General features: G+C 71.9%; 20 protein-coding genes. 11 read left to right on the forward strand and 9 right to left on the reverse strand.

What is annotated here, in order from left to right; all coding sequences use genetic code 11:
* Window positions 1-50: 50 nt before the first annotated feature.
* Complete coding sequence (locus tag BLW78_RS16325; RefSeq protein ID WP_091680837.1) at window positions 51-818, forward strand: alpha/beta hydrolase; 768 nt, start codon at window positions 51-53, stop codon at window positions 816-818.
* A gap of 41 nt (window positions 819-859) precedes the next feature.
* Here BLW78_RS16325 and BLW78_RS16330 read toward each other — a convergent pair whose 3' ends face one another.
* Window positions 860-1,144, reverse strand: a complete 285-nt coding sequence (locus BLW78_RS16330) for a BQ00720 family protein (RefSeq protein ID WP_091680839.1) — start codon at window positions 1,142-1,144, stop codon at window positions 860-862.
* 101 nt (window positions 1,145-1,245) lie between these two features.
* A complete protein-coding gene (locus tag BLW78_RS16335; protein ID WP_012320108.1) occupies window positions 1,246-1,674 on the reverse strand; it encodes an Hsp20 family protein in 429 nt (142 codons plus the stop codon).
* 413 nt (window positions 1,675-2,087) lie between these two features.
* Between BLW78_RS16335 and BLW78_RS16340 the strand changes: the two genes are divergently transcribed.
* The 7 genes from BLW78_RS16340 (at window position 2,088) to BLW78_RS16370 (ending at window position 6,367) form a co-directional block, all read left to right on the forward strand.
* Entirely contained in the window at window positions 2,088-2,567 is a 480-nt protein-coding gene (locus tag BLW78_RS16340; RefSeq protein ID WP_091680841.1) for a hypothetical protein, read from the forward strand.
* Between the two features lie 74 nt (window positions 2,568-2,641).
* Window positions 2,642-3,112 carry a hypothetical protein gene (locus tag BLW78_RS16345; protein ID WP_056527997.1) on the forward strand — a complete coding sequence of 157 codons (471 nt, stop codon included), beginning with the start codon at window positions 2,642-2,644 and terminating at the stop codon, window positions 3,110-3,112.
* Window positions 3,113-3,244: 132 nt separating this feature from the next.
* Window positions 3,245-3,934 carry a MotA/TolQ/ExbB proton channel family protein gene (locus tag BLW78_RS16350; protein WP_020092809.1) on the forward strand — a complete coding sequence of 230 codons (690 nt, stop codon included), beginning with the start codon at window positions 3,245-3,247 and terminating at the stop codon, window positions 3,932-3,934.
* 54 nt (window positions 3,935-3,988) lie between these two features.
* Window positions 3,989-4,483, forward strand: coding sequence for an ExbD/TolR family protein (locus BLW78_RS16355; RefSeq protein ID WP_091680842.1), 495 nt, complete (start codon window positions 3,989-3,991; stop codon window positions 4,481-4,483).
* 4 nt (window positions 4,484-4,487) lie between these two features.
* Window positions 4,488-5,483 (forward strand): cell envelope integrity protein TolA, encoded by a 996-nt coding sequence (gene tolA / locus BLW78_RS16360; protein ID WP_091680844.1) that lies wholly within the window; start codon window positions 4,488-4,490, stop codon window positions 5,481-5,483.
* A 299-nt stretch (window positions 5,484-5,782) separates the two neighbouring features.
* Window positions 5,783-6,100, forward strand: a complete 318-nt coding sequence (locus BLW78_RS16365) for a hypothetical protein (protein WP_020665400.1) — start codon at window positions 5,783-5,785, stop codon at window positions 6,098-6,100.
* Window positions 6,101-6,106: 6 nt separating this feature from the next.
* A complete protein-coding gene (locus tag BLW78_RS16370) occupies window positions 6,107-6,367 on the forward strand; it encodes a BrnA antitoxin family protein (RefSeq protein ID WP_056527989.1) in 261 nt (86 codons plus the stop codon).
* Window positions 6,368-6,409: 42 nt separating this feature from the next.
* Here BLW78_RS16370 and BLW78_RS16375 read toward each other — a convergent pair whose 3' ends face one another.
* Genes BLW78_RS16375 through BLW78_RS16385 form a run of 3 tightly spaced genes read right to left on the reverse strand, consistent with a single transcriptional unit; the run spans window position 6,410 to window position 8,165 of the window.
* Entirely contained in the window at window positions 6,410-6,892 is a 483-nt protein-coding gene (locus BLW78_RS16375; RefSeq protein WP_091680845.1) for a YaiI/YqxD family protein, read from the reverse strand.
* Window positions 6,889-7,092 (reverse strand): hypothetical protein, encoded by a 204-nt coding sequence (locus tag BLW78_RS16380; RefSeq protein WP_056527984.1) that lies wholly within the window; start codon window positions 7,090-7,092, stop codon window positions 6,889-6,891. Before BLW78_RS16380 ends, BLW78_RS16375 begins: the two co-directional genes overlap by 4 nt.
* On the reverse strand, window positions 7,092-8,165 hold the full coding sequence (locus tag BLW78_RS16385) for an adenylate/guanylate cyclase domain-containing protein (RefSeq protein WP_056527981.1): 1,074 nt from the start codon (window positions 8,163-8,165) through the stop codon (window positions 7,092-7,094). Before BLW78_RS16385 ends, BLW78_RS16380 begins: the two co-directional genes overlap by 1 nt.
* A 297-nt stretch (window positions 8,166-8,462) precedes the next feature.
* Here BLW78_RS16385 and BLW78_RS16390 point away from each other — a divergent pair, with 297 nt between their 5' ends.
* Window positions 8,463-9,302, forward strand: a complete 840-nt coding sequence (locus BLW78_RS16390) for an aldo/keto reductase (protein ID WP_091680847.1) — start codon at window positions 8,463-8,465, stop codon at window positions 9,300-9,302.
* Window positions 9,303-9,315: 13 nt separating this feature from the next.
* Here BLW78_RS16390 and BLW78_RS16395 read toward each other — a convergent pair whose 3' ends face one another.
* The 3 genes from BLW78_RS16395 to BLW78_RS16405 all read right to left on the reverse strand — a co-directional run bounded on the left by BLW78_RS16395 (window position 9,316) and on the right by BLW78_RS16405 (window position 14,468).
* Window positions 9,316-10,866 (reverse strand): GGDEF domain-containing protein, encoded by a 1,551-nt coding sequence (locus BLW78_RS16395; protein ID WP_091680848.1) that lies wholly within the window; start codon window positions 10,864-10,866, stop codon window positions 9,316-9,318.
* 292 nt (window positions 10,867-11,158) lie between these two features.
* Window positions 11,159-13,345 (reverse strand): transglycosylase domain-containing protein, encoded by a 2,187-nt coding sequence (locus tag BLW78_RS16400; protein WP_091680850.1) that lies wholly within the window; start codon window positions 13,343-13,345, stop codon window positions 11,159-11,161.
* A 253-nt stretch (window positions 13,346-13,598) separates the two neighbouring features.
* Window positions 13,599-14,468: a LysR family transcriptional regulator gene (locus BLW78_RS16405; RefSeq protein ID WP_170855170.1), complete on the reverse strand. Its 870-nt coding sequence runs from the start codon at window positions 14,466-14,468 to the stop codon at window positions 13,599-13,601.
* A gap of 96 nt (window positions 14,469-14,564) precedes the next feature.
* Between BLW78_RS16405 and BLW78_RS16410 the strand changes: the two genes are divergently transcribed.
* Together BLW78_RS16410 and BLW78_RS16415 are read left to right on the forward strand one after the other, a co-directional pair.
* Entirely contained in the window at window positions 14,565-14,783 is a 219-nt protein-coding gene (locus BLW78_RS16410; RefSeq protein ID WP_020092819.1) for a hypothetical protein, read from the forward strand.
* 4 nt (window positions 14,784-14,787) lie between these two features.
* Window positions 14,788-15,504, forward strand: coding sequence for a YoaK family protein (locus BLW78_RS16415; protein WP_091680851.1), 717 nt, complete (start codon window positions 14,788-14,790; stop codon window positions 15,502-15,504).
* 37 nt (window positions 15,505-15,541) lie between these two features.
* Here the strand turns inward: BLW78_RS16415 and BLW78_RS16420 are convergent, their stop codons facing one another.
* Complete coding sequence (locus BLW78_RS16420; RefSeq protein ID WP_091680896.1) at window positions 15,542-15,925, reverse strand: ATP-dependent helicase; 384 nt, start codon at window positions 15,923-15,925, stop codon at window positions 15,542-15,544.
* Window positions 15,926-16,040: the final 115 nt, after the last annotated feature.

The following is a 16,040-nucleotide window of genomic DNA, read 5'->3' on the forward strand; positions in this document are numbered from 1 at the left end:
GTTCAGGACCGGACTTCTTCCACGTCGAGACAGGGATACCGGAGATAACGATGACGGATACGGCCCCCGAGTTCCTCACCGTCGGTACGGGCGACGCGGCCCGCCGCATCGCCGTGCGGGTGCGCGCGGGCGGCGGGCCGCCGGTGGTCTGGCTCGGCGGCTTTCGCTCCGACATGACCGCGACCAAGGCGACGGCGCTCGATGCCTGGGCCGAACGGACGGGCCGGGCGCTCGTGCGGTTCGACTACGCCGCGCACGGCGCCTCGGGCGGCACCTTCACGGACTGCACCATCTCGTCGTGGCTCGAGGACGCGCAGGCGGTCCTGGCGGCCTACGCGACGGAGGCGGCGGTGCTCGTCGGCTCGTCGATGGGCGGCTGGATCGCCTGCCTGGCGGCCCGCGACCGGGCCGCGCGCGGGGAGGCCACGGCGGGGCTGGTGCTCATCGCGCCGGCCCTCGACTTCACCGAGGAGCTGATCTGGAACCGCCTCAGCGAGGCGGCGCGCGCCATGCTGATCCGCGACGGCGTCCTCAGGAAGCCCAGCGACTACGCGCCGGAGCCGGACCCGATCACGCGGGCCCTGATCGACGACGGCCGCCAGCACTGCATGCTGGGCGGCCAAGTCGATCCGGGCTGCCCGGTGCACATCCTCCAGGGCATGCGGGACACCGACGTCCCTTACACGCACGCCCTGCGAATCCTCGACCGCCTGCCGGCCGAAGGAACGGTGCTGACGCTGATCGCCGACGGTGACCACCGCCTGTCGCGGCCGCAGGACATCGCGCGGCTCGTGGCGGCGGTGGCCGAGATCGCCTGACCGGTCTCCCGGCCGGGCCGCTCAGCGGGTCGCGTGCGGGTTCAGTGCAGGCTGACGGGCTGCAGGTCGTGCGCGGCGGCGTTGGCCAGCACGACGTCCCGCGAATCGGCGAGCATGATCGGCGCGCCGCTCGCCGAGAGCAGGGCGAACAGGTCGAGGCCGGGCGACAGCTCGGGGGCCTGCGGGAAGAAGCGGCGGACCTCGTCGGACCGGATCGGTCGGACGTAGGCGATGTGCCCCTCGCCCAGCGCCGCGAGATCGGCCGGCTGGAAATCGGCCGGATCGAGATCGGCGGGGGTCAGGGGAGACGGATTCAGATCGGTCATAAAGCCCTCCTGGGGTGGCAGAGCGTCGACCGCCGATCCTGAAGGCACCGGCGGCTCCACCCTGATGTGGGGATCCGCGCCGGCCAATCAATCGGTGGGCGTCAGCCGCGGGCGCCGATATCGATCTTGCGCACGATGCGGTCCGGCTCCGGCCGGACCAGATCGATCGACAGGAGGCCGTTGGCGAGGTCGGCGCCGAGGACCTCCATGCCGTCCGCGAGCAGGAAGGCCCGCTGGAACTGCCGCGCCGCGATGCCGCGGTGGAGGAAGTGGCGCTCGCGCTCGTCGACCTGCCGGCCGCGCACGACGAGCTGGCTCTCCTCCAGCATCACGTCCAGCTGATCGCGGGTGAAGCCGGCCACCGCCAGCGTGATCCGCAGCCGCTCGGGCTCGCTCTCGGTCCGGGGCAGGCGCTCGATGTTGTAGGGCGGGTAGCCGTCGTTGGCGGCCTTGGAGACCCGGTCGAGGGCCTGCTCAATCTCGTCGAAGCCGAGCAGGAACGGGTGCCCGAAGGGCGAGGATCGAGTCATCGCGGCCATCATCCAGAAAGCGAAGCCTCCGACCCCGGGATCTGCCGCAATCCCGGGATGCCCGAGCACCTCGTCGACAGGAGCCCGCCCGGGGCAGCGCTCCGCCGGACGTGACGACGCCGGCAACTCGGAGATATGGCCAAGGCCTTCCGGGCCATCAAGGGAGGGGACCGGAATCGACGGCGACCCGTGGTCGCGCATTTTCGGGAAGTTTCGGCAAATTTATGCGGGATCGATAGGCAAATCCTGCAACGGCCACGCTTTCCTCTAACAGTTTGGAACTGCTCTGATTTTCTCGCCGGGCCTTGATCCGGGCGGCGGGCCTGGATACTGCCGCGGCAGGCGACGATCCGGCTCCCGAGCTCGATTGCCGCGATCCTTTTCCGCGAGGCGCCGGAGCCGTGAGCACGCCCATGACCCCGTCGGACCACGCGGCGATGCGGCGCGTCGCGGACGTGTGCGGCGACGAGGCCGACATCCTGGCCCTGTCGGTGGCCCGCTTCGTGGCGGCCGGCTACATGACCAGCGACGTCGCCTGCTGGAACGCGGCCTTCGACGGGGCCGAGCAGCTGCTCGGGCCGACGGAGGGGTGCCGCTTCGTCGCCTGCGTGGTCGCGATCATCCGGGCGCTCCGCGCGGAACGCGACGGCGACTGGTCGTTCATGCCGGCGAGCTGCTGCCGCGTGACCGGCCACGAATGCGCGCTGGTGAAGCTGATCAACCGGGGCCGGCAGCGCCTCTGGGCGGATCTCGAGGCCGCCGCGGCCGAGATCACCGGCCAGGACGCGGCGCCGCGCCTCGTGGCGGCGGTCCGCGCCGCGGTCGGGCCGCTCGACGCGGCGGCCGAGCGCCTCGCCCCGGCCCCCTGCCCCGCCGGAACGGTGCTGCACTGATCCGGCTCCCCGTCACCCCGGACCGCGCGGCCCGAGCCGCCGGCCGGCGCGAACTCGAAGAGGACTTTGTCACGGTGCTTGCCCTGCGCGCTCCCCTGTACCGCCGTCGGATCGGGCGTGTCGCCCTCGACACGGCGGCCTGCTTCGCGCTCTCGGCGCTGCTCGTCGTGTCGGCCCTGGCGCAGGACGCGTCCGAGAAGGCGCCGATCAAGTTGCAGCTCAACAAGGTCGAGACCGCGGGCGAGGCCTGCCGGATCACCATGGTGATCGACAACAAGGGTTCGGGCCTCAAGTCCTACAAGGTGGATCTCTTCGCCTTCGACCCCGAGGGCGTCGCGCAGAAGCGCGTGGCGGTCGAACTCGGGCCGCTGCCGCCGAAGAAGACCACCGTGAAGATCTTCGATTTCCCCGGCATCGCCTGCAACAAGGTCGGTCGCGTCCTCCTGAACGACGTCCTGACCTGCGACGGCGGCGATCCGGGCCGCGAGGCCTGCCTCGAGCGGACCGAGACCGACAGCAAGGCCGGCCTGCCGTTCGACCGCTGATGCGGATGGTGTGACGGCTGACGAGACCAAACCGCCCGGCGGCGAGAGCCGCCGGGCGGCCTGCGGCTTTCGCCGCACCCCGAGACGATGGCGGCGCGACGCCGCGTGAGACCAGGACGCCAGGAGCCCGCGATGGACCCGACACAAGCCCCGATCGAGGCGGCCCACGACTTCTCGTTCCTCGGCCTGTTCCTGCAGGCGGACCCGATCGTGAAGGGCGTGATGATCCTGCTGGTGATCGCCTCGATCGCCTGCTGGACGGTGGTGTTCGAGAAGGTTATCCGGCTCGCCGCCGCGCGGCGCCAGGCCAAGGCCTTCGCGAATCTGGTCCGCTCCGGGGGCAGCCTCGACGGCGAGCATCGCGGCATCGCCGGCCACGTGGTGAAGGCGGCGATCGACGCGTGGCGCGATCAGGATTCCTCCGAGACCCGGGCCGAGCGCCGCGACCGCATCGAGCGGGCGATGAAGGGCGCCCTCGCCATCGAGGTGAAGCGCCTGCGCACCGGCCTGTCGCTGCTGGCGACCTCCGGCTCCACGGCCCCGTTCGTCGGCCTGTTCGGCACCGTCTGGGGCATCATGAACTCGTTCTCGTCCATCGCCCGGAGCCAGGACACCTCCCTCGCCGTCGTGGCGCCGGGCATCGCGGAGGCGCTGTTCGCCACGGCGATCGGTCTCGTCGTCGCGATCCCGGCGGTGATGGCCTACAACAAGCTCTCGAGCGACGTGAGCGGCATCCAGAGCACCTTCTCGTCCTATATCTCGGTCCTGGGCAACCGCCTCGCGCGCGACCGCGCCGGCGCCCACCGCGCGGCCGCCGAGTAGCGCGGCCGGCGCCAGCCCCCAGAGAGCCGAACGTAAAGGTACCGGAGACGCCCCATGGCGATGGGATCCATTCGCGCGAACGACGACGACGACCTCGACGATGTGCCGATGTCCGACATCAACGTCACCCCGATGGTCGACGTGATGCTCGTGCTGCTGATCATCTTCATGGTCGCCGCGCCGCTGATGACCACCGGCGTGCCGGTCCAGCTGCCGAAGACCGCGGCGCCCAAGGTCGCGCAGTCGAAGAAGCCCGCCGAGGTGACGGTCGACAAGGACGGCAACCCGTCCATCGCCAAGGAGGTGTTCACGATGGAGAGCATCGTGCCGCGCCTGCGCGAGATGGCGGCGGCCGACAAGGATCAGGTGATCCTCGTGCGCGGCGACCGCGACGTGCCCTACGGCAAGGTCATGGAGGTCATGGGCCTCGTCGGGCAGGCCGGCTTCACCAAGGTGTCGCTGATCGCGCAGTCGCCCGGCGGCGCCGCTCCGGCCTCGCCAAGCGCCGCCCCGGCCGCCCCCGCCGCCCCCGCAGGGACCGCGCGCTGAGCCGATGAGCACCTACACGTCGACGGATATGCCGGCCGGTCTCGGCGAGCGCCGCCCGTCCGGGCTGCTCGCCGCTTTCCTGGTCGCCCTCGGGCTGCACGCCTGCGTGCTCGCCGCCGTGATGTTCCTGCGTCTCTCCCCGCCTGCACCGCCCGGCGAGCAGCAGATCACCGTCGACCTCGCGCCGCTCATGACCGACGCGGCCACCGAGGCCCCGGCGGAGCAGCAGATGAGCCAGGAAGCCCCGCCGGAGGCGAAGCCGGTGGACACGCCGCCCGACGAGGCCGTCCAGCCGCCGCCGCCGACCGAGATGACCGAGGTGAAGCCGGAGGACACCCAGGCAATCGAGATGCCGCAAGAGGCTCAACCCGTGGAGGCGCAGAGCCAGGTGATCACCTCCGCGTCCGAGGCCGCCGAGCCGCTGGCGCCGCCGCCCACCGAGGTTGCCAAATCCGAGGAGCCGCCCAAGCCGACGCCCGATCCGGCGAAGCTGAAGGCGGAGCGCGAAGCCAAGCTGCGCAAGATCCGGGAGGAGAAACTCCGCGAGCAGAAGCGCGAGGAGGCGCGGCAGGAGCGCCTGGAGGAGATCCGCGAGGCGAAGGCCAAGGCTGCGCGCGAGGCGAAGGCGCGCGAGGCCAAGGCGCGGGCTGGCGCCGAGCGGAGTTCGGCGTCGGCCTCGCGGGCTAACGCGGCCGGCCGGGCCGCCGCGGGCAACGATCCGAGCGCCATGCGCCAATGGCAGGGCGCCATCAGCGCGGCGATCCACAGCCGGATGAACGTGAACGCGGCCGTGGGCACCGGCGGCGGGACCGCGGTGGTGCGCTTCACCGTGATGCGCTCGGGTCAGGTGACAGGCGCCGGCGTGGCCCGGTCCAGCGGCGTCGGCCAGATCGACAGCGCCGCCCTCGCGGCGGTGCGCGGATCGATGCCGGCGGCGCCCCCCGGCGTGACGCAGTCCAGCCTGTCGGTCTCCATTCCGCTCAACTTCCGCGTGCGCTGATCGGAGGACGATCCGGGCCGGATCCCGCCCGGCCGACCGCGAGCCCGATCCGGATCGTCCGGCGGACGCGTACGAATGGTGTGCGCCGTCAGTCCCACCCGGCGATCCGGATTCGCCATCGGCCGCGCGGGCATGCTAAAGCCTTCGTGAACCTGCCTTCCCCGCGCGCCTGACGGCGATGCGGGAGGGCGCCGATCCGGCCTTGCCCCCCGCCCCTCGAACAGGCCGGACCCGCTCAGACCCCGTCCCGCGCAGGCTGCGCCGGGTCGGACCCGTCGAGCCGGGGTGAAAGGGACAGGATGAACGACGACACTGAGTACGACCTCGACGAGGTGAATGCCACCCGCGACGCGGAGGCGGAAGCCAAGACCCGGGCGGAGAACCGCGCCGAGCGCGCGGAACGGGCGGAGCGCATGGCTCGCGAGGGCGCCCAGGCGATGGCGGAGCACCACGCGGCCATCAAGGCGATGGACGAGCGGACGGTGCGGCTGCGCTCGCTCCGGCTCGCCAAGGAGGCCGCGGACGCGCAGGCCAAGGCGGCCGAGAAGGAAGCCAAGGCGGCCGCCAAGGGCAGCGCGAAGAAGGCCGCGCCGAAGAAGACGACCGCGAAGGGCTAGGGGTCGATGGCCGAAGACCGCAACCGCCGCCGCTTCACCGACCCGCGCGCGGCAGCCGAGGCGGCCTTCCGGGCCGCGACGAGCCCGAAGACGGCCGCTCCGCCGCCGCAGGCCGCGCCGCGGCCGGCAACGGTCCCAGGATCTCGGGAAGTGGTGAGCCTGCGCCTCGACAGCGCCGTGCTCGCGCATTTCCAGAAAGACGGCCCGGGCTGGCAGGACCGCATCAACGAGGCGCTCAAGGCCCTCGTCCCGGCGGCCGAGGCCTGAGACCTCCCGCGCGGGGAACGCCGTCGCGCCTGGGACCGGTGCTCAGACCGGCTTCGGCCGCTCGCGCAGGATCCGGTTCACCGCCCGGTCGAGGGCGGACAGGAAGGCCGACCGGTCGGCGCGCGAGAACGGTTTCGGCCCGCCCGTGATGGTCCCGGCCTCGCGCAACGATTGCATCAAGTCGCGCGTCGCGAGGGCGAGACCGATCCCGGCCTCGCTGAACGGCTTCCCAGTGAACGCCAGGACCGTGGCGCCGGCCTTCACGCAGCGCGCGGCCAGCGGAACGTCGGCGGTGAGGACGATGCTCCCGGGTCCGGCCCGCGCGGCGATCCAGTCGTCGGCGGCGTCGAGTTCCGAGCCGACGACCACGCGCTCGATCCAGGGCTCGCGCGGCAGGTTCAGCACGCTGTTGGCGACGACGTGGACGGTCAGGCCGTAGCGCTCGGCGACCCGGTAGGTCTCGTCTTTGACCGGGCAGGCATCGGCGTCGAGGTAGATCGGCGGGCGCGCCGGCGCGTCGCTCATGGCCGGGGCACCAGCTTCGAGGTGAAACCCGCCAGGATCAGGAGCACGCCCAGGGCGAACTGGCCGTGCTCGATATCGCCGCCCACCGACAGAACGACGGCGCGGCCGAAGACCGCGAGCCCGATCAGCGGCAGCCCGAAGCGCAGCGCCATCTTCACGGCGATCAGGGTGTTCGCCCGCGCGGTGCTCGCCCCGGCCATCAGCGGGCGACCGCGGCGCGGCGCGGCGCCAGATCCGCCACGGGCGCGGTCTCGGCGGGTCCGCGCTCGAGCGTCGCCACCGACAGCGGCGCGCCGCGGCCGCGGAGCGCGTGGGCGCCGAGGGACCGTGCCCGGACGCCGGCCGGAAGGCGCGGGAGGCGGTTGAGCAGATCCTGCGAGATCAGGATGCCGACGCCCAGCGGGCGGCACAGGGCCTCGATCCGCGACGTCACGTTCACGGCGTCGCCGAAATACGCGATCTTGTGGCGGTCGACCCCGACTTCGGCCGTGACCACCGAGCCGCCGTGCAGCGCCGCCCGGAGCCGCGGGACCGTCCCGAACCGGGCGGTCCAGGCCGCGGCGTCGGCCTCGATCCGGTCAAGCACCTCGAACACGCAGGTGACGCAGCGCGCGTCCTTCAGGCCGCGGGCCATCGGCCACGTCACCATGGCGAGATCGCCGATATAGTCGTCCACTGAGCCGCCGTTGCGCCGCACCGGCTCGGCGAGCGTCGCGAACACGGCGCTGAGATATTCCTGCGCGCGCAGGTCGCCGTGGGTCTCCGCGAAGGCCGTGGAGCCGACCACGTCGAGGAACAGGAAGACCCGCTCCTCCGCCACCGGCTTGTGGTAGCGGCCGATCATGAAGTTCACGAACACCTCGCCGCCGATCAGGTCGCGCATCCGTATGACGAAGACCAGCAGGCCCGACACGGCGAGGGCGTAGGCGAGAACCCGCGCGGTCATGCGGGTCGCGGTCGTGAGGTCGTCCGGTGTCAGGGCGAACGCCCAGACGAGCAGGCCGCCCAGGGCGTTGCCCGCCATGATCATCAGGACGTAGGCGAGTTCCGCGGCCAGCACGTAGAGCCAGGCCGGCAGCCGCCGGATCTTCGCCTGCAGGCCGGCCAGGATCAGCCCGCGGTCGAAGGCCAGCACCGTGGCGCCCATGCAGAGGCCGTACGTGAAGCCGGCGAGGGGCGAGGCGCCGGCCGCGAAGATGATGTTGTAGAGCAACCCCGCGCCGGCCGCCGCCAGCAGGATCAGACCCCAGAATATCCGGTGGGCCGGCAGCATCGAGGCATCTCCAGCATGGCCAGCCGACGGACCGTGCGCGGGTCCGGGCGTCGCGTGGCCCTGCGCGGCGGCACTGCGCGGGGCGGCGCAGACTCGGCGAGCCCGCGCCGCCGGACTTCGGGCATGGGCCTAAAGTTTAGCGCCGCGGGAGGCCGCATGCCATTGCTCAACGCCCCAAGATGGCGCGAGTAAGGCGTGCCGGGTTGTTGCGCGGCCGAGCCGTGATACGCCGGCGGCCCGGGACTCGACCGGACCGCCGCCAGCAACCCCCTGTGACAGCGAAGAGGGAGCGCTGCCATGTACGCCAGGAGCTTCGGCGCGACGCGCGTCTCTGTGCCGGTGATCGGCCAGGGCACGTGGCACATCGACAGTTCGGACCGGACGGACGCGGTCCAGGCGCTGCGGGCCGGGATCGACGCCGGCATGACCCATATCGACACCGCGGAGATGTACGGGGACGCGGAGGCGATCGTCGCCGCCGCCGTCGCGGATTGCCGCGAGGAGGTGTTCCTCGTCTCCAAGGTGGTGCCCGGTAACGCGACGCGCCGGGGCGTCGCGCGGGCCTGTGAGGCGTCGCTCCAGCGTCTGCGGACGGACCGGCTGGACTGCTACCTACTGCACTGGCCGGGTCAGCACCCGCTCGAGGAGACGATCGCGGGCTTCGAGGATCTGCGCCGGGCCGGCAAGATCCTGTCCTGGGGCGTCAGCAACTTCGACGTCGAGGATCTCGATCGCGTCCGGGCCATCGCGGGGCCGGACCGGATCGCCTGCAATCAGGTCCTCTACCACCTGAACGAGCGGGCCATCGAGCACGCCGTGCTGCCCTGGTGCGAGAAGCACGGCGTCGCCATGGTGGGCTACTCGCCCTTCGGCAGCGGCGACTTCCCCGATCCGGCCAGCGCGGGCGGCCGCGTCCTGGCGGGCATCGCGCAGAACCACGGCACGACGCCCTACGCGGTGGCCCTCGCCTACCTGACCCGGCTGCCGGGCACGTTCACGATCCCCAAGACCGGTCGCCCGGACCGGGCCGTCGAGAATGCCGGCGCGGCGGACCTGCACCTCGGTGCGGCCGAGATCGCCCTGATCGACGCGCATTTCCCCCGCGGACCGCGGCCCCGGATGCTGCCGATGCTGTGAGCCGCGGGGCCGCTCAGGCCCGCAGCGCCAGGGCCACGGGATCCGCCGGCGCGGCGGCGCGGACGCGGTTGCGCCCGGCCTTCTTGGCCGCGTAGAGGGCCGCGTCGGCCGCCGTGAACAGCCCTTCGGGCGGATCGCCGCCGGCCGGATCGGCACAGGCGACGCCGATGCTCACCGTCGCGATGCCACCGACCTCCGGGGCGTGGGGGATGCGGAGGTTCACCACGGCCCGGCGGACGCGCTCCGCCGCGACGCTGGCGGCCGTCGCGTCGACGCCCGGCAACAGGGCGACGAACTCCTCGCCGCCGATCCGGAAGCTCAGCCCGGCGGTATCGAGGGAACGTTGCAGGCACTCCGCCACCGCCTTCAGCGCCTCGTCGCCGCGCTGGTGACCGAAGCGGTCGTTGAACTGCTTGAAGTGGTCGGCATCGACGATCAACAGCGCCAGGGGCGTCCGCAGCTGTGCGGCCCGCTTCCACTCCACGGCGAAGTGCTCGTCGTAGCTGCGCCGGTTCGGCAGGCCCGTCAGGCCGTCGGTCCGCGCGAGCACGGCGAGCGCGGCGTTGGCCTCGCGGCTGGAGGCTTCCGCGGCCACGTGGCGCCCGACCTCCCGGTGCAGCAGGATCGTCAGGCCGAAGGCGAGGAGGCAGAGGCACAGGATCAGGACGGCGACGATCGCCGCCTTGTAGATCCAGACGCTGCGGATGCTGTCGACGTCCGTCGCCACGGTCACGATCAGCGGCAGGTCGTCGAGGTCGGCGAAGCTGTAGACCCGCTCGACGCCGTCGAGGAACGAGCGTCCCTGGAACTCGCCGCGCGGCTTGGCCCGGTACATCTTGTAGCCGGGGCTCGCGCTGATGTTCTGGCCGAGCGCCTCCGGCCGTGCCGGCGCCCGGATCAGCAGCGTCCCGTCCCGGTGGAAGACGTTCAGAGCGATGCCGTCGTCGAAGTGCAGGCGCTCGAACAGCGCCTGAAAATGCGCGAGCCTGATCGATCCCGACACGATCCCGGCGAATGAGCCGTCGGGCGTCCGGATCCGCCGGGTCATGCGGATGATGGGCTCACCGGTCATGAGAGATACGGTCGGCCCGGACAGGATCAGGCCGCCTTCGGGATTCGACCGATGGAATTCGAATTCCGGCAGCGTGCGCATGTTGGGCCGGGTCCGCACGCCGGGATCGCTGGTCAGCCGGACGTCGCCGGCCGCGTCCGTGACGGCGATCGGACCGAGGCCGGAGCCCGCCACAGCCGTGTCGAACAGCGCCAGGCGCCGAATATCCGGGTCCAGGGCCGCGATGTCGGCGCGGCTCGCGAGCCGTGCGGAGTTCCGCAGCGAGAGGTCGTAGACCCGCAGGCTGTGGCCGACGCCCTCCTCGATCACCGCCAGGAGATTCCCGGCGTTGCGGCGGGCGTTGTGCCAAGCGACGTCCCGCAGATCCAGGCAGAGATAGACGCCGAGCAGCGCGAGGCAGAGCAGCAGGCATGTGCCGGCCGCCGCGATCAGGCGCGAGGCGCGATCGTCCAGGTGAGCTCTGATCGCTGTAGCGGTCGCGCGCAGGAGCATGGGCTCGATCGGGCTGCCACGAACCGCGCCATTGCGGTTGACGGGCTTACTGTTCACCCGATCTTACGTCCACGAAGATTGAAAAAGCGGTTATTGGCGGCACTAAGAAGCGCTGAATCGCCGCTAATACAAATACAGGCCGCCGCGGCTGTCAGTCCCGCCTCGACGCGGTCGCCTTAAGCCGGAGCCCAGGCGTAGTCGCGCGGATGCGCGACGGCGCGCGCCGCGGGCCGCCTCTCGCCCGCGACGCGCGCCGCCGCCTGGTCCCGACGAACGCGGAGACCGCGGAGCGTCAGTCACCGATGCCGAACAGCTTCTCGATGAAGTTGCGGTCGTCCTTCGGGGCGCGCCGCGACGGCGCGGCCTGACGCGGCGCCGGGGCGTCCGACTCGCCGAGGATCTGGCCCAGGAGCCCGCCCGGGCCCGCCGGGGCGGCACTCGCCACCGAGGCGGTCGTCTCCGGCTGGCGGCGCCAGCGGTTGAGGCCCGGGAGCGGGACCGGCGTCTGCCCCTTCAGGGCCTGGGTCATATAGGTCTTCCAGATCTCCGCCGGCAGGTTGCCGCCGGTGACCTTCTTGGTGAGCTCGCCGTCGTCGTTGCCGAGCCAGACGCCGGTCACGAGACTGCCCGAGAAGCCCATGAACCACGCGTCGCGATAATCCTGGGTGGTGCCGCTCTTGCCCGCGAGGTCCCAGCCGGGGATGTCGGCCTTCTTGCCGGTGCCGCTGACGAAGGTCTCGTGCATCATGGCGTTCATCATGCCGTCGGCGTTGGCGTCGATGACCCGGCCCAGACCGTTGTCGGAGCGCTTGTAGAGGACCTTCCCGTCCTGGCTCTTCACGGCGGTGACCACGTAGGGGATCACGCCGATGCCGCCGTTGGCGAAGGCCCCGTAGGCGCCGACCATCTCCAAGAGCGTGACCTCGGACGTGCCGAGGGCGATGGAGCCGTTGGCCTGGAGCGGCGAGGTGATGCCGAGCCGCTGGGCGGTCTGGACCACGGTCTTCGGCCCGACCTCCTGGCCGAGGCGCACCGCGACGGTGTTGAGCGACTGGGCGAGCGCTGTCCGCAGGGTGACGGGCCCCTCGTAGCGGTGGGAGTAGTTCTCCGGCGCCCAGTTGCCGATCCGGATCGGCGCGTCCTCCCGGACCGTGTCGGGCGTGGCGCCGTGCTCCACGGCCGCGAGGTACACGAAGGGCTTGAACGAGGAGCCGGGCTGACGCTTGGCGGTCGTGGCCCGGTTGAACTGGCTCTGCGCGTAGTCGCGGCCGCCGATCAGGGCTCGGATGGCGCCGTCCGGCCGCATCGAGACCAGCGCCCCCTGGCTGACGTTGTAGCGCGTGCCCTTGGCGTTGAGCTCGTCGGTGAGCGCCTTCTCGGCCGCCGCCTGGAGGCTCGGATCGACCGTGGTCTGGACCGTGATGTCGGTGTCGAACTTGCCGACGTAATCGTCGAGCACGTCCATCACGAGGTCGGCGACGTAGTTGGCCGACCCGCCGCCGCGGGCGTTGGCGGGCTTCGCCGGCTGGGCGAGCGCCACCTTGACGTCCTGCGCCGACGCGAAGCCCAGCTCCTGCATGGCGGCGAGCACCTGCGCGGCGCGGGCCTGGGCGGCCGGGAGGTTGCGATTCGGGGCGAGGCGCGAGGGCGCCTGCACGAGGCCGCCGAGCATCGCGGCCTGCGCGAGGCTCACCTCTTTGGCGGGCTTGCCGAAATAGCGCTGCGCCGCCGCCTCGACGCCGTAGGCGCCGGCGCCGAAATAGACGCGGTTCAGGTAGAGTTCGAGGATCTCGTCCTTCGTGTACTTGTGCTCGAGCCAGAGCGCGAGGATCGCCTCCTGGATCTTGCGCGAGGCCGAGCGCTCCGGGGTCAGGAACAGGTTCTTGGCGAGCTGCTGGGTGAGGGTCGAGCCGCCCTGCGCCACGCCGCGCCGGGTCAGGTTCTGGCCGATGGCACGCATGATGCCAACCGGGTCGACGCCGAAATGCTGGTAGAAGCGCCGATCCTCGATCGCCACGAAGGCGCGCGGCAGGTAGGGCGGCAGCTCCTTGATCGACACGACGCGGCCGCCGGTCTCGCCGCGGTTGGCGAGCAGGGAGCCGTCGCTCGCCAGGATCGCGATGTTGGGCGGACGCTTCGGCACCGCGAGCTGGTCGATCGGCGGCAGCTGCGAGGCGTGGTAAGCGATGAGCCCCGCGAGCCCGATCACCCCCCAGAGGCCGAGGACGACGCAGCCGTAGACGATGCGGCCGAGCCAGGAACGCCGGCGTCGGCCGCGACCCGAGGCCTTCGCCCGCCCCGTTGTCCGCGCCGGCGCCTTGTTCGGCTGCCGCGCTCCGCCGCCCGATCGCTTCGCCACGCCGTCTCCTGCCCCGGGGCGGTCCTCACGGGTCAGGCGCAGGTCGAGTTCGCCGCGATCCCGCGCGCGCCCTTCGGGCACGTCGAAGTTCGGCTCAATCCTGCCCCGACCCTTGGCCATGCATCCCGTTCTCGAATGTTCCGCCGCGATGCGCGACCGTCAGGCACGCCGCAGGACGGTTTCCGCACGCCAAATGCGGCGGTTTCGCGCCCCGTCCGGCAACGACACCGGGGCCGGCACCGCCGGCGATCCTTGTCGAAACCGTTTGTGACCGCTTCGCGGTACGGTGCGGAAAAAGGCTGGCCAATCCGTTAAGGACCGCGCCGGACGGTCGGGATCGAGCCCGGCCACCGCGTGCCGGGAGGACGCCGCCCTAGCGCGCGGCGCCCTGAAGCTCGCCGGTGCTCGCCAGGATCGTCTCCTGCAGCGCGGTCGCCGCCGCGTGGTGGCGACCCGGGCCGAGCACGACGAACTCGACCGCGCCGAGCGGCGGCAGGCCGGCCGCCTCGGAGATCGCGGCGAGGCCCGGCGGCAGGATCTTGGCCGAGTGCGGCGCGATGCCCAGGCCCGCCTCGACGGCGGCCCGCAGCCCCATCAGGCTTCCGCTGGTGCAGGCCACCCGCCAGGACCGGCCCACCGCCTCGAGGGCGTCGAGCGCCAAGGTGCGGGTCATCGACGGTGGCGGGTAGAGCACAAGGGGCAAGGGCTTGGCTCGATCCGGCACGAGGCCGGGCCGGCCCGTCCAGATCAGATCCTCCGCCCAGGCCAAGGTCCCGCGCGGGTCGCCGCGCCGCCGCTTGCAGAAGATCACGTCGAGCTCGCCCGCATCGTAGCCCTGGTAGAGGGCGCGGCTCAGCCCGACCGTGATCTGCAGATCGACCGCGTCGTGCCGATCGGCGAAGCGGGCCAGGACCTGTGCCAGGGTCGACAGGGTGTAGTCCTCGGAGACGCCGAGCCGGATTCGGCCACGCAGGCCTTCCGGCGAGAAGAAGGCGCGCAGCCGGTCCTGCGCGTCCACCACGTCGCGGGCGAAGCCGATCATGGCCTGACCGTCCGGCGTGGGCGCGACCCGGTGGGTGTCCCGCGTCAGGAGCGCGCGACCGAGCGCCTGCTCGAGCCGGGCGATGTGCCCGCTCACCGTGGATTGCCGCAGACCGAGAGCCTGCGCCGCGGCGGTGAAGCTGCGGCTCTCGACGACGGCCAGGAACGAGCGCAGCAGCTCGATGTTCGGGTTGCCTATCATGAGTCACGATAACCGATATCGGTAACCTGCGGGCGCCGCGCGGCGTTAGGGTTCGGGACAGCCCCGTCCCAGAGCCGCGCCGCGAAGCCTTGCCCGATGTCCGCACCAGTTATCGTGACCACGCTGTTCGTCGGCGGCCTCATGGCGATCCCGACGCTCGGGAAATGGGCGACGCAGGTCACAGAGGTGCTCGCCTCCCTGCTGGCGATCGCCACCGTGCTGGTCGCGATCCTGTATCTCTGCGATCGCTGGCCCGACTACTTCGCCAATCCGCGGATGCCGGTCGGCCTGACGGCGACGCCCTTCGCCGACTGAGACGATGACCGGTCCCGCGCGAGCTCGGAGACCGGGGAGCGGTCTCTTCGCCGGCGCCGCCCTGGCGTTCGTCGCCGGCTTCGTCGACGCGGCGGCCTTCATCGCCCTGACCGGACTCTTCACCGCACACGTCACCGGCAACTTCGTCCTGATCGGCGCCGAGCTGGTCGCGAGCTCCAGCGGCGTGGTTGCCAAGCTCCTGGCGCTGCCCGTCTTCGTCGGAGCGGTGGCGGGGGCTCGAATCCTGGCCCTGGCGCTGGAGCGACGGGCTTTCGACCCCCTGCCCTGGCTCCTCGCCGTGGAGGTGACCCTGCTCGCGGGATTCGGGCTGTGTGGCACTGTGTGGTCGCCCCTCAGCGGAGCGGACAGTGCCGCTTCCATCGCCGTCGGCATGCTCGCGGTCGCGGCCATGGGGTTACAGAACGCCATCGGCCGCCTGTCTCTCGGCCATCTCGCCCCCACCACGGTTATGACGGTGAGCGTCAGCCAGGCCGTCATCGACGCGACCGACCTCGTCCTGGGACGCGGCCCACAGCGCGATCAGACCCGGGAGAGGTTCCTGCGCGTGCTCCCGGCGATCGCGGCCTTCGCCGCGGGCGCGCTGTTCGGCGCCTTCGGGATCGCCCATCTCGCCTTCGGTAGCATCGTCCTGCCGCTCGGCGTTCTGACGGCCCTGATCGTCCTGGCCGCGGCGCCAGGAGACGCCGGTGCCGGGCCGTGAGGAGCCGCGCCGCGCGGCGCTCGGGCGGCGACCGCCGTCACCGCTCGGCCGGCGGTTCGGGGGATGGCTTACCCAACACCCGTCGCGCCTCGGCGAGCAGCACGGGATGGCGGGCCGCCTGCGGACCGGAATCCGGCGTCTCGCGGCCGAGCTGTGCGATGCGCGCCCCGAACAGGCGCCGGCGCAGACCGAACCGGCGGACGCTCATCAGCAGCGCCTGAAGCACGAGGCGGACGGCCTCGGTCCGCTCGCGCTCCTCCACGATCGCCGCCGCGAGAGCGGCCTCGCGCCGGAGCGCGGCATCGAGCTCCTCCCGGACGGCGGCGCGGGCCGCCTCGTCCTTGCGCGCCGCGTCGAGCTGGATCCGGCATTCCTGGAGCGCGCTGAGCAGCAGAAGCTCCTGCGCGGACGCATCCCTCATCAAGGCCTCCCGGGGCGCCGTCTCCCGTCCGACGACGGGGCGTTCCGCCCGATCACCGTCGCGCCGGCCGCGGACCGGCCCGCGCGCATCCACGTGCGACGCCATAGCGAGCGCG

Source organism: Methylobacterium sp. 275MFSha3.1, from assembly GCF_900108435.1.
GTDB lineage: Bacteria > Pseudomonadota > Alphaproteobacteria > Rhizobiales > Beijerinckiaceae > Methylobacterium.